This is a genomic window from Micromonospora sp. NPDC003816 (assembly GCF_042874705.1).
Lineage (GTDB): Bacteria > Actinomycetota > Actinomycetes > Mycobacteriales > Micromonosporaceae > Micromonospora.
The window spans coordinates 111,446-124,340 of sequence record NZ_JBIANP010000014.1 but is presented as its reverse complement, the minus strand read 5'-3'; the positions used below and the strand labels follow the sequence as shown (position 1 = coordinate 124,340).

Genomic DNA, 12,895 nt, shown 5'->3' with positions numbered 1-12,895 from the left:
CCCGGGGTCAGCGGAGCCAACGACTGACGGCCAGGGTGCCCAGCAGCCGCAGTGCCTCGGCGCTGCGGCTGTGCGGCTCCGCGCGGTACACGATCAACTGCTGGCCGGGCGCGTCCCGGACGTCGAACGCGTGGTACGACAGCGTCAGCTCGCCCACCGCGCTGTGCCGGAACGTCTTCGCCTCGTGCGTCTTGCCCTGCACGTCGTGCCGCCCCCACAGCCGGCGGAACTCCGGGCTCGCGGCACCCACCTGCGCGACCAGTTCCCGCGCCCGGCGGTCGTGCGGGTCGTGGCCGAGGGCCAGGCGCAGGTTCGCCACGCACGCCTCGGCGGTACGACGCCAGTCGGCGAAGAACGTCGTGCCGGCCGGGTCGAGGAAGGCCATCCGGACGAGGTTGTCCGCCTCGGCGAAGTCCGCGTAGAACGCGTCGGCCAGCGCGTTGCCGGCCAGCAGGTCGAGTCGCCGGTCGATGACCACGGCCGGGGTGTCCGGCCAGGCGTCGAGTAGTTCCCGCAGGCTCTGCCCGACCTGCGGTCGGGCGGGGGTCGGCGTACTGCCAGGTGCGAGCCCGGCCAGCCGGTAGAGATGGTCGTGAGCATCCGGCCCGAGGTCGAGCGCACGGGCCACGGCGGCCAGCACCGACGAGGACGGGTTGCGCTCCCGGCCCTGTTCGAGCCGGGTGTAGTAGTCGACGCTCACCCCGGCCAGCACCGCGACCTCTTCGCGCCGCAGCCCGGCGACGCGCCGGGTCCCACTGGAGACCAGGCCGACGTCGCCCGGGGTCAACCGGGCGCGTCGGGCGGTGAGGAACGCCCCCAGCGCGGTCGTCGGCATGCCACCAACGGTAACCGCGCGGCCTCCGACCAGGCAGGGTGCGGCACACCCTGGTTCGCTCCGGCCTGGCTGCCGACTCCGCCTCCGGTGACGGTGGGAGCACGAACCCAACCCCAGGAGGTACGCCATGAGCAGCCCCATGCTCGACGAGGCGGTACTGGCGGAGATCGCCGGGAACACCGGTGACCAGCACCGTCCACTGATGTTCGTCAACGCCGCCATCCACACGCTCGACCCGGTGATCGGTGACTTCGCCACGGCTGACCTGTTGGTCGGTACGAACGAGATCGTCGCGGTCGGCACCGGCCTGCACACCGCCGCCGAGGACGACGGCGCGATCGTCATCGACTGCACCGGCCTGGCCATCGTGCCCGCCGTCGTCGACGGTGTCGCTGTCGCCGGCCTGCGTGCTCGTCCGGCCGACCGGGTCGGCGCGCTCACCCCCGGAAACCCGGCCACCTTCGCCCTGATCGCCGGCCCGACCTCCGGCCGGTCCGTGCTGGAGATGATCATCTGGCGTCCGGAACAGGCCGCCGCGATCGTCGTCGACGGCGAGATCGCGCTGGCCAACGGTCGCCGACTCACGCCCGCTCCGGTCGAGCCGGACTCGGGACCACGATCGGTCGAGAGCCCCTACCTGGGCATGTGGATCGACGAGACCGGTTTCCTGCACCAGGAACTCACCGCCGACGGCCGGTACGACGAGACGCGGGGCGGTCGGCCGCACGCGTACCAGGGGGCGTTCTGGATCGACGGCGACCGGATCGTCTACCGCGACGACCTGGGCTTCTGGGCGTACGGCCGGTTCACCGACGGGGTGCTGTACCACGCCGGATACGTCCTGCGGCGCCGATGATCACCGACTACGAGGGGGAGAGTCCGATGATGTTGTTCAGCGGCGGCACGGTCGTCACCATGGACCCGGCGATCGGCGACCTGGAATCCGGTGACGTGCTGGTCCGCGAGGACCGGATCGTCGCGGTCGGCCCGGACCTGCGGTCGCACCCGGAGGCGGTGGGCGCGACCGTCGTCGACACGACCGGCCGGATCGTCAGCCCCGGATTCGTCGACACCCATCGGCACGCCTGGCAGGCGCAGATGCGCCGCAGCATCCCGGACGTGACCGACCTGGGGGCGTACGTGATGTCGACGCTGGCCGGGATCGCGCCCGCGTACACCCCGCACGACATGTACGTCGGCACCCGGCTCGCCGCGCTCACCGCCCTCGACGCCGGCATCACCACGATGCTCGACTTCTCGCACAACTCCCGTACGGCGGCGCACTCGGACGCGGCGATCCAGGCGCTTGTCGACACCGGCATCCGGGGCGTACACGCGTCGATGGGACCGCACTTCGGTGAGTGGGACCGCCAGTGGCCTGGCGATCTGGCTCGGTTGTGCGGGGCGTACCAGGCGACGAACGGCGGCCTGGTGACCCTGCGCCTGGCGGCGTTGGCCACCGACGAGATCGCCGGTCCGGCCCTGGCCTACGGGCCGGAGTTGGCGGCCGTCGCCCGCGATCTCGACCTCGGGGTCAGCGTGGACGCGGTGTTCGGCGTGCCGTCGTCGGCGGCGATCCTGCGCTGGGCCGCCGACGGGCTGCTCGGCCCCGACCTGACCCTGATCCACGCCACCGGCCTCACCCCGCAGGCGTGGCAGGCGATGGGCGACGCCGGAGTCACCGTGTCGCTGGCGCCGACCTCCGAGGCGCAGATCGGCCTGGAGACGGCGGTACCCGCGATCGACGAGGCGCTGGCCGTCGGCATCCGACCCGGACTCGGCATCGACGTGGAGGTGGCGCTGGCCAGCGACATGTTCACCCAGATGCGTACCCTGCACGCCATCCAGCGGATGCGCGCGGTGAACGCCGCGTACGGCACGGACACCACGCCGGACCGGATCACCACCCGGGACGTGCTGGACTTCGCCACCGCGCAGGGCGCCCGGACCAACGGACTCGGTGACGTCACCGGTTCGCTGACCCCCGGCAAGCAGGCGGACCTGCTGGTCGTCGCCGCTGACGACGTCAACACGATGCCGCTCAACGACGCGGTCGGCACACTCGTGCTCGGGGCGGACCCGCGCAACATCGAGACCGTGATGGTGGCCGGCCAGGTCCGCAAGCGGAACGGGCAACTCGTCGGCGTGGACATGGACGATCTGCGCCGACAGGTCACCGCGTCCCGCGACGCGATCCGCAAGGCCGCCACCACGGTCTGACCCGCCCACTGCCCCCGCCCGCCGTCCCCGCCCACCGTCCCCGTGCGCGCGATCATGGAGTTGTGGCCGCCGCGAAAAGGGTGAATCGGGACCAAAGCCTAGCCGCGACTCCATGATCGACGGGGCGAGGTGCCGTTCGTGTGCCGTTCGCGGCAGCCTGCGGTGGGCGGCCAGCGTTACTGGGGCCGGGTACTCCGGCTGCTGCCCCGGCTTCGCCAGGGATGACTGTGCTGGGCCGCTCCGTCAGGTGACCCCCTTTGGCTCCCTTTGCTCTGCTTCAACCCGCGCAACGGTTTCCGTACGGGAACAGTGCGTGGGTTGAAGCAGAGCAAAGGCGGCCGGGAGGACATGGGGCCGCCGGACCGGTGGCGCGGCTGAGCTGCGTCGCGATCCCGGACGGCCTGCACCGGCCCGTCGGCGTGCGGCCACGGGGAGTCAGGGCCCCGGACCCGCATCCCGGCGTGGCGGCGCGTACGGGAGCGGTGGCCGTCGGGCTGAGGTTCTGCAACAAACCTGCACATCCCTGCCCTTGCGCCACGAGTAAGCGCTTTCCTAGCCTGAGGTTACATCGACGTTTCGCTTTATAGCCAGGTCGAGGGTTTGCCGAAACGTCGTCACCTGCGGTGTCGGGCTGTGCAGGAAGTGCCTCGTGCCGCGCTCACTCCCAAGGAGTCCACCAGTGAGAACCACAGTGCGACACAGACTTCTGGCCGGCGGCACCGCAGTGGTCGCGGCGGCCGTGGTGGCCGCGGCGCTGCCGTTGACCCACGCGTCGGGAGCGGCGGACGGGCTCGTCGCCGCCTCGGTCGTCGCCAACGCGACCAACCTCAGCATCGGTGCCGGCGCCGACGGCTCCAGCAAGGGCGGCGGCACCAGTTACGGCAACGTGATCGACGGCGACGTGGGCACATACTGGTCGCCGTCCGGCTCGACCGGCCGCATCTCGGTCAAGTGGGGTTCCGCCACCACGGTCGGCTCGGTCACCATCCGCGAGGCGTCCGGCGCGGTCGGGGTCATCGGTGGCTGGCGACTGGTCAACAACGACACCGGCGCCACGCTGGCCAGCGGCACCGGGGCCGGGACGATCACCTTCGCCGCCGCCTCGCTGCGCAAAATCAACTTCGAGATCACCAGCGCGAGCGGTACGCCGAGGGTCGCCGAGTTCGAGACGTACGCCTCCGGCACGACGACCCCGCCGACCACGCCGCCGCCGACGACCGGGCCGACCACCCCGCCGCCCAGCACGCCTCCGCCGACCACGCCTCCGCCGTCGTCCAACACGCTCTACGTGGCGCCGGCCGGCACCGACAGCGCGCCCGGGACGCTGGCGAGTCCGACGACGCTCGCCTCCGCGATCACCCGGATCACCTCGGGCGGGACGATCTTCCTGCGCGGCGGGACCTACCGCCACTCGCAGACGATCACCATCGGCCAGGGCAACAACGGCACGTCAAGCGCCCGCAAGAACATTTTCGCGTACGCGGGGGAGACCCCGGTCCTGAACTTCTCGGCGCAGAGCGAGGACCCGGCGAACCGGGGACTCGAAATGGGCGGATCGTGGTGGCACGTCCGTGGCATCGTCGTCGAGCGGGCCGGGGACAACGGCATCCTGCTCGCCGGCAACAACAACATCGTCGAGCGGGTGGTGACCCGCCACAACAGGGACTCCGGGCTCCAGCTCTCGCGGCTGATCGCCAACGCGCCCCGGGACCAGTGGCCCTCCAACAACCTCGTGGTCAGCACGGTGTCGCACGACAACGTCGACTCCGACGGTGAGGACGCCGACGGGTTCGCCCCGAAGCTGACCGTCGGCGCCGGCAACGTCTTCCGCTACACGGTCGCCCACAACAACATCGACGACGGGTACGACCTCTACACCAAGAGCGACACCGGCGCGATCGGCGCGGTGACCATCGAGTCCTCCCTCGCCTACGGCAACGGCACCCTCAGCAACGGTGGTCAGGCCGGCAACGGTGACCGCAACGGGTTCAAGCTCGGCGGCGAGGACATCGCGGTGAACCACACCATCCGGGGCAACATCGCCTACGACAACGGCAAGCACGGGTTCACCTACAACCGGAACCTGGGCACGATGACGGTGTCGAACAACGCCAACATCGGCAACACCGAGCGCAACTTCAACTTCGACGGCGGTTCCTCGGTGTTCCGCAACAACACCTCGTGCAGCGGCGGCTCGAACGACCGGATCGTCGGCAACTCCGACAGCTCGAACCAGTTCTGGTCCGGCACCAACGGGTCCCGGTGTTCGTCGTACTCGGGGGCGTTGGGGTGGTCCTTCGCCTCCGACGGCCGGCTGGTCGTGACCTTCGGCGGCCGGGTGGTCACCCCCTAACGAACACGGACGACGTCGGCGTCACCGGTGACGCCGACGTCGTTCACCGGGGGTTCATCCGAGAAACAAAGCTCGTTCATAGGTACGCCTGTTGGTATTCGTTGGCATCTGTCGCCTACGGATCGGCCAACATCCCATGCTCACCTGGCGCAACCGGGCACCCGCCCGCTCCGCAACGCGTACACCATCGGCACCGATCGTCGGGTCCGGCCCGGCTGCGGACCGCGACGATCAGGCCGGCCACGCGCTCCGCGCCCCGAGCCGATTGCACGCCTTCAATCGGTACGAGGTCAAGTACGTGGTGCCGGTCGCCGACGTGGCGGCGCTGCGTGCCGAACTGGACGCGCGAATGGGGCGCGACAGCCATGGTGACCGGACCGGATACGGCGTGTGGAGCGTCTACTACGACACGGATCGACTGCTCTTTTACTGGGAGAAGATCGAAGGTCTCCGGTTCCGTCGCAAACTGCGGATAAGGCACTACGGCGACCGGTCCACGATCACCGACGACAGCCTCGTGCACGTCGAGATCAAGCAACGGGTCAACCGGGTCACCCAGAAGCGTCGCGTCGCTCTGCCGTACCGCCTGGCTCGCGATTTCTGCGACCGCCGGGAGATGGTCGCGCACCATCCCGACCAGCGGGCCTTCCTCGAAGAGGTGCTGGAACTGGTCTGTGGACTGGATCTGCGTCCGGTCGCGATGACCGGCTACCAGCGGGAGGCGTTCGTCGGGCGGGACTCCGACGTCGGCCTGCGGGTCACGATCGACCATCGGGTACGCGGGCGGGACCGCGACTTCCACCTGGGCGCGGAGGCGGAGAACCGCCTGATCGTGCCGGCCACGCTCGCCGTGGTGGAGATCAAGGCCAACGAGCGGGTGCCGTACTGGTTCACCGACCTGGCCGCCCGGACCAACCTGTCGATCGTCCGGTTGTCGAAGTACTGCCAGAGCGTGGAGGCGTTCGGTCGCGCCCCTCGATCCGTCTTCCACGTGACGGACGACGCCGCCGTCTCCCATCCCTACGTGTAGAGAGCAGCGATTCTCATGCCGTTCGAATTCCAGGATCTCTCCGGTACGTTCAGCGTCGGCGACATCGCCCTCGTCCTGTCGCTGTCCTTCCTGCTCAGCGCGATGATCGGCTGGGTCTACCGATTCACCCACCGGAACATCTCGTACAGCCAGTCGTACGTGCAGACGCTCGTCATTCTCGGCATGCTCATCTCGCTGATCATGCTCGTCGTCGGGTCCAACATCGCCCGCGCGTTCGCTCTGGTGGGCGCACTGTCCGTGGTGCGTTTCCGGAACGCCATCAAGGAGACCCGGGACGTCGGCTTCATCTTTCTGGTGATGGGTATCGGCATGGCCTGCGGCACCAGGTTCTACGTCCTGGCCGTGGTCGCCGCCGTCGTGATCAGCATGATCATCGTGCTGATGTACCGCTTCAACTGGTTCGCCGCGAACGTGCAGCGGCAGGTGGTGAAGGTGCAGGTCCCGCCCGTGGAGAACTACACCGAGTCCATCCAGGACGTCCTGGTGCGTCACACCGGCGAGTTCGAGCTGGTCAGCATGGAGACGATTCGGGGCGGCGCGTTGACCGAGATCATGTACACGGTCCGGCTGAAGAAGGGCACCGAACCCGGTGACCTGATCGCCGCGCTGGCCGAACGCACCGGCGGTCAGCGGGTCACGGTGCTGACCGGCTACGACCAGACGGACCTGTGATGAGGCTCAAGCACCGGATCCCGATCCGGGTCCGGCACTACTGGAAGTTCCTGGCCGGCTGCGCCGCCTTCCTGCTCGTCCTCACGGTGACGCTCAGCACGGTGCGCATCCGCCCGTACGTCACCAGCAGTGCGGTCGGCGGTGACCTGGTCACCCAGGACATCGCCGGCACCGTCGACCTGTTCGACGAGACCGTGGCACACCGCATCACGCTCGTCTTCCGCGACGCGGACTACCAGCGGATGTTGGACACCTTCTATGCCGAGGGCGAGAAGGACTACATCGAGGCGGACCTGGTCGTCGACGGCACCAGCGTGCCCAGCGTCGGCATCCGGTTGAAGGGGAACTCCACGCTGCGCAGCCTGAGCCGCAACGGCGAGACCCCGCAGGGCGGACCGGGCGGCGCGGCACCTGACGGTGCTGGTCCCATGCCGGACGGCGCCGATCGCGACGGTGCCGGTCCGCTGCCGAACGGCGGCGGGATGTCGCGGATCTCGCTCCAGGCCGAGGAACCGGAGAACCTGCCCTGGCTCATCCGCTTCGACGAGTACGTCGACGGTCGCCGCTACCAGGGGCATCGGGAACTCTCCGTTCGCGTCGCCGGCATGGGCGGCGGCTCCACGGTGCTCAACGAGGCGGTGACGCTCGACCTGCTCGGCGACGCCGGTGAGGTGGCCCAGGAGTACGCGTACACCAGCTTCACCGTCAACGACCGGCCGACCACCGCCCGCCTGGTGGTGGAACATCCCGACGAGAACTTCACCGCGAAGATCGACGGCAGTGGGGTCCTCTACAAGGCGCTGGCCACCGGCAGTTTCACCGACCAGGGCGACGACCCGACCGCCTACGACGACGACTTCAAACAGATCACCATGAAGGGCAGTCAGGACCTGCAACCGGTCATCGACCTGATCAAATGGGTCGAGAACGCCAGCGACACCGAGTTCGACGAACACCTCGCCGACCGGGTCGACGTGGAGTCCTTCGCCCGCTACGTGGCCTGGCAGAACCTGCTGCTCAATTTCGACGACATGTCCGGTCCGGGTCGCAACTACTACCTCTGGTACGACCTGACCAGTAAGAAGTTCACCGTGGTCGGCTGGGACTACAACCTGACGTTCAGCGGGGACGCCGGCCAGGGCCCGCACGAGCAGGGGCGCCTCGGTGGTGGTTTCCGGGGCGGGGGTGCCACCCGTACGACGCCCGGCCAGCCGGTAGGCGCGACCGGCGCTGCCGACACGATGCCCGAGCGTGCGGACCGTCCCGACACCGGGCAGCCACGTACGGGTGGGCGAGAGGGCAATAGGCCCGGTGGTGGTGGGCCCGCTGGCGGTGGGCCTGGTGGTGGTGGGCCTGGTGGGGGCGGCCACCTCCTCAAGGAACGCTTCCTTGCCAGCGAGACGTTCACGAAGGTGTACGAGGACGCGTACCGCCAGCTCTATCGGCAGGTCTATGCCGACGGCTCGGCACTGGCGGCACTCGACGGCATCACCGAGGTGTTGTCGAGCGTCGACGGGCAGGACGCGCAGACCGTGACGGACGACGCGGATCGGCTGCGCACCCTGATCGGTCAACGCACCGAGAGCCTCGCCGCAGATCCGGTGATCACCCAGAGCTGAGTTGTCATGGCCCTCCGTCGATGTCCGGCGGGGGGCCCGCCGACCTGACATGTTCCTCACGTCCGATCGGGAGGCTGGCTGCGGCCGGGCCGAGAACCGGCCGCAGTGGCCCGGGAATGTCCCGGTCCGATCGGACGAAAGGCGTTGTCATGCGCAGGAGTCGGACGCTGTTGATGGGTGCCGTCATGCTGATCGCGCTGTCGGCCTGCGGGGCGACGGCCGACGAGAAGAAACCGGACGACGGCAGCGGACAGGTGGCCTCGTTGGCCACCCCGGAGCCGGAACGGACCGGTTCGGCGCAGCCGAAGGAGGAACGTCCGCGCGAGCGGCTCGACACCACGTCGGAGGAGTACGAGGCGTTGCTCGGGCCGTACCGCAAGTGCCTGAAGCAGCAGGGTGTCCCGGAGAAGTTGACGGCCGGGCACCCTGGCCGGCCGTCCGGTGAGACCAACGCCAAGGAGGCGGAAGCGTACGAGGCGGCGAACCTGATCTGTGAGCCGAAGTTCTATCCGCTGCCGCCGTGGGAGAAGGACCCGGCCAACCCGGAGGCCCGGGACTTCGCGGTCGCCGTCGTGAAGTGCCTGAAGGACAAGGGCGTCAAGTACGTGGAGGTCTCCGAGGACGGCATCTCGCTCGCCTTCGGCGGGGACCAGAACCACTCCCGCTCGATCAGCATGGGCCTGGAGTTCGCACCCGAGTGCGAGCGCAAGGTCGCCGCCGCGCAGAACTGACGCCGCCCGACGAGCGCGGCGAGAATGTAAGGAGGGGTCCCTTCCTATACACGAGGCGTTAGGAAGGGACCCCTCCTTACACGCACAGCAGGGCGCGGCGGCCGGAGCACCGGTCGCCGCGCCCTTTCGTCTGTGCTGGCCGGTGGGGTCAGGCGGCGGCGAGGGCCTGCGTCGGGGGTAGCCGGGCCGCGCGTACGCAGGGGTAGACACCGGCGAGCACCCCGATCACCACGGCACCGCCGACCCCGAGGACCGCCGCCTGGCCGGGCAGCACCAGCGGCCATCCCTGCCAGGCCGCGTATCCGACGGTGGCGAGCAGTCCCACCGCCGTGCCGACCAGACCGCCGAGTGCCGCCAGCACCGTCGACTCGGTCAGGAACTGGCCCCGGATCTGTCCCCGGGTCGCCCCGAGTGCCCGTCGCAGGCCGATCTCGGCACGCCGTTCGAGGACCGAGACGACCATCGTGTTGGCCACCCCGATGCCTCCGACCAGCAGGGCGACCGCAGCCAGCGCCAGGAAGAGCACGGAGAAGTTGCCCTCGGTGGCCCGTTTCGCGGCCAACGCGTCGGAGGGGCGGCTCACCACCACCTGGCCGGGACGCTCCGGCGAGATCGTCTCCGCCAGGACACCGCGTACCGCCTCCAGTTGTGACTCCTCGCAACGGATGTAGATCACCGTCGGGTGGCCGTCGAACCGCAGTTCGCTGCGGGCCGCCGGCCACCCGACCAGCACCGACCGGTCGATGTCGGGGGAGAGCGGGGTCTCGGCCAGGATGCCGACCACGGTGAACCGCCGGTCCGCGATCGTCACCTGGGGCGCGGGTTGTCCGGCGGGCAGGTCGGCGATGCCGAGTCGGGTGGCGGCCACCGAACCGAGTACGACGGTGGGAAACTCCGCCGTGGCCGGGTTCAGCCAGCTGCCGACGCTGATCCGTGCGTTGATGGTGGGCAACAGGTCGAGGCGGGCGGCCAGCACGGTGAGGCCGGAGCCGTCGGTGGGATCGAGGAGGTCGTTGCGGCGTACCACGGTGCGGGTGTTGCCGACCGCGCTGGCCGCCGTGACCGGGCCGATCCGCTGCACCATCACCACGGCGGATTCCGGCAGCTTGGTCGGCGGATCACGATCCGGTGCCGCCACTGCCTGGAGGGAGTTCGTGCCGAGCGCGGTCAACTCGGCCAGCAGCGCGGCCTGGCCGGCGGCCGGGATGCCGGTGACCACGATCATCGTGGCGATGCCGATCGCGATCCCCAGCGCCGACAGCACCGCCCGCAGCGGGCGGGCTCGCAGGCCGGTCAGCCCGAGCGAGAGCAGGTCCGGTACGGCCAGCCGGGCCGGTCGTGGTGCCCGGTCGATCGGCCCGGTCACCGGTCCGACACCGCATCGCCGGCCGGGTCGCCCGACTCCACGGCACGCGCCAGGCCGCCCGACTCCACGGTGCGCGCCGAGCTGACCGACTCCACGGCGGGAGCCGACTCCACGGCCAGCGCCGGGACGGGCGACGGGTGCGTGTCGTCGCGGATCAGTCGTCCGTCGCGGATCTCGATCTGCCGGGGCAGTGACGCGGCGATGCCTCGGTCATGGGTGATCAGCACGATGGTGGTGCCTTCCTCGTGGAGCCGACGCAGCAGCCGCAGCACGGACTGACCGGTGGCGGTGTCGAGTGCGCCGGTGGGTTCGTCGGCCAGGACCAGCGACGGTTGGTTGGCCAGGGCGCGGGCGATCGCGACGCGCTGTTTCTCGCCGCCGGACAACTGCCCCGGGCGGTGCCCGGTGCGGTGCGCCAGACCGACCCGGGCCAGGGCGCGCAGGGCGTGCTCCCGCCGTTGCCGTCGTGGCACCCCGGCGTAGAGCAGGCCGGTTGCGACGTTGTCGACGGCACTGAGCCCGTCGGCGAGGTGGAACTGCTGGAAGACGAAGCCGATCTCCCGGGCCCGCAGCGCGGACAGCCGCCGGTCGCCGAGCGTGGCGACGTCCTGGCCGGCGATGTGGACGGTGCCCGAGGTGGGGCGGTCCAACGTGCCGATGATGTTGAGCAGGGTCGACTTGCCCGATCCGGACGGCCCGACGACGGCGACCAGTTCCCCGGCGGCGACGTCCAGGCTGACGTCGGCCAGCGCGGTGACCCCGCCGGGATAGACCATGGACGCGTGACGCACCGAGAGCACGGGTCCGGTCACGAGGGCACCACCACCTCGGTGCCCTCGGTCAGTCCGTCGCCGGTGATCTCGACCCAGCCGTCGGCGAACATGCCGGTGCTGACCGCGACCAGCCCGCCCGGTCCCTGCACCGCGTAACCGCCCTCGCGCAACGCCACCAGCGCCTCGACCGGCGCGACCAGCACGTCGACGGCGGTACGACCGGTGAAGTGCACCTGCACCTCACCGGAGTCGAGGTCGGCGATGGTCTGCGGCTTGTCGACGGCCACCGTCACGGTGAGCAGCGCTGGGCCGTTCGCGATGCCGCTGTCGCTGGCGACGAGATCACGGCCGACGGAGACGACCCGGGCGGGGACCTCACGGTCGTCGGGCAGGCCCACCCGGATCCGGTCCCCACGCTTGATGGCGGCGGCGTCGGTGAGTTCGGCACCGACCGTGATCACCTTGCGGACCGAGGTCACCGACATCAGTGGCGTCTCCGCCGGGTCACCGGGTTGGGCGGTCACCGAGTCCACCCGGACCGCCCCGCTGGCCACCTCGACGTGTCCGACCGGGATCGTGCCGGTCGCCGGCACACCGAGGTCGGTCTGCCAGCGCTTGATAGCCGCGACCAGTGCCGGCGTGAGGACGCCCTCGCCGCTGCGTACCCGCTGCGGTGCTGCCGGGGATTCCGCTGCCGCCGCCGGCTCGTCGTCGTCATCGTCGGCGGCGTTGCGGGTCGGCGGCTGCGGCGTCACCTGCTCGCCGGGCGACGGCTGCCAGCCGATCGGGTAACCGAGCGCACGGAGGTTGTCGGCGATCACCCGGACGTCCCGGCCGACCAGGTTCGTGCCGGCGATGTCCCGGTACATCGGGATGCTGCCGTAGAAGAGCACCACCGGCCGGTCGTCGGCCCGGAACAGTTGCCCACCCCGCTTGACCGTGGTGCCGGCCTTCGGCAACCAGGTGACCGTCGCGGTCAGGTGCCCGGCCAGCGGGCGCGTCGGGCCGTACCCGATGCTTCCGGGCAGCGTCCGGGTGGTCGACAGGTCACGGCGCGCGATCGGCGTGGTCGCGACCACGTCGGTTTCCCTCGACGCCGGCTGTGCGTCTGCCCGGTGCCGGGTCACCACGATCCCGGTACCCACCGTCAGCACCGCCACCACGAGCGCCACGGCGATCCACCGCACACCACGTCGCCGTACGGGCGGATCGGGTACACGCGGTATGAACTCGGTCGGGGCGTCCTGCTTCGGATCCATGCCGACGAGGGTGTCC

The 12,895-nt window shown here is 70.2% G+C and carries 11 protein-coding genes; 7 read left to right on the top strand and 4 right to left on the bottom strand.

From position 1 onward, the window contains the following. Window positions 1–7: 7 nt before the first annotated feature. Complete coding sequence (locus ACFYTT_RS28475) at window positions 8–835, bottom strand: helix-turn-helix domain-containing protein (RefSeq protein ID WP_387263770.1); 828 nt, start codon at window positions 833–835, stop codon at window positions 8–10. Window positions 836–962: 127 nt separating this feature from the next. On the opposite strand from ACFYTT_RS28475, the gene ACFYTT_RS28470 reads away from it, so the two are divergent. The 7 genes from ACFYTT_RS28470 (at window position 963) to ACFYTT_RS28440 (ending at window position 9,481) form a co-directional block, all read left to right on the top strand. Then, window positions 963–1,691 (top strand): Atu4866 domain-containing protein, encoded by a 729-nt coding sequence (locus tag ACFYTT_RS28470; RefSeq protein ID WP_387263766.1) that lies wholly within the window; start codon window positions 963–965, stop codon window positions 1,689–1,691. Window positions 1,692–1,717: 26 nt separating this feature from the next. Then, entirely contained in the window at window positions 1,718–3,055 is a 1,338-nt protein-coding gene (locus ACFYTT_RS28465; protein ID WP_387263763.1) for an amidohydrolase family protein, read from the top strand. Between the two features lie 679 nt (window positions 3,056–3,734). After that, complete coding sequence (locus tag ACFYTT_RS28460; protein ID WP_387263760.1) at window positions 3,735–5,408, top strand: cellulose-binding protein; 1,674 nt, start codon at window positions 3,735–3,737, stop codon at window positions 5,406–5,408. 265 nt (window positions 5,409–5,673) lie between these two features. Further along, window positions 5,674–6,438: a polyphosphate polymerase domain-containing protein gene (locus ACFYTT_RS28455; RefSeq protein ID WP_236145708.1), complete on the top strand. Its 765-nt coding sequence runs from the start codon at window positions 5,674–5,676 to the stop codon at window positions 6,436–6,438. Window positions 6,439–6,453: 15 nt separating this feature from the next. Continuing rightward, window positions 6,454–7,131 carry a DUF4956 domain-containing protein gene (locus ACFYTT_RS28450; protein WP_387263757.1) on the top strand — a complete coding sequence of 226 codons (678 nt, stop codon included), beginning with the start codon at window positions 6,454–6,456 and terminating at the stop codon, window positions 7,129–7,131. After that, window positions 7,131–8,750, top strand: a complete 1,620-nt coding sequence (locus ACFYTT_RS28445) for a CotH kinase family protein (RefSeq protein WP_387263754.1) — start codon at window positions 7,131–7,133, stop codon at window positions 8,748–8,750. Before ACFYTT_RS28450 ends, ACFYTT_RS28445 begins: the two co-directional genes overlap by 1 nt. A gap of 149 nt (window positions 8,751–8,899) precedes the next feature. Further along, window positions 8,900–9,481 (top strand): hypothetical protein, encoded by a 582-nt coding sequence (locus ACFYTT_RS28440; protein WP_387263752.1) that lies wholly within the window; start codon window positions 8,900–8,902, stop codon window positions 9,479–9,481. A gap of 148 nt (window positions 9,482–9,629) precedes the next feature. Here the strand turns inward: ACFYTT_RS28440 and ACFYTT_RS28435 are convergent, their stop codons facing one another. From ACFYTT_RS28435 to ACFYTT_RS28425, 3 genes are read right to left on the bottom strand one after another with little or no spacing between them, the layout of a single operon-like run. Then, window positions 9,630–10,847: an ABC transporter permease gene (locus tag ACFYTT_RS28435; protein WP_387263749.1), complete on the bottom strand. Its 1,218-nt coding sequence runs from the start codon at window positions 10,845–10,847 to the stop codon at window positions 9,630–9,632. Next, window positions 10,844–11,659: an ABC transporter ATP-binding protein gene (locus ACFYTT_RS28430; RefSeq protein ID WP_387263746.1), complete on the bottom strand. Its 816-nt coding sequence runs from the start codon at window positions 11,657–11,659 to the stop codon at window positions 10,844–10,846. The genes ACFYTT_RS28435 and ACFYTT_RS28430 overlap by 4 nt, the downstream gene beginning before the upstream one ends. Then, a complete protein-coding gene (locus tag ACFYTT_RS28425) occupies window positions 11,656–12,879 on the bottom strand; it encodes an efflux RND transporter periplasmic adaptor subunit (protein ID WP_387263743.1) in 1,224 nt (407 codons plus the stop codon). Before ACFYTT_RS28425 ends, ACFYTT_RS28430 begins: the two co-directional genes overlap by 4 nt. Between the last annotated feature and the right edge of the window lie 16 nt (window positions 12,880–12,895).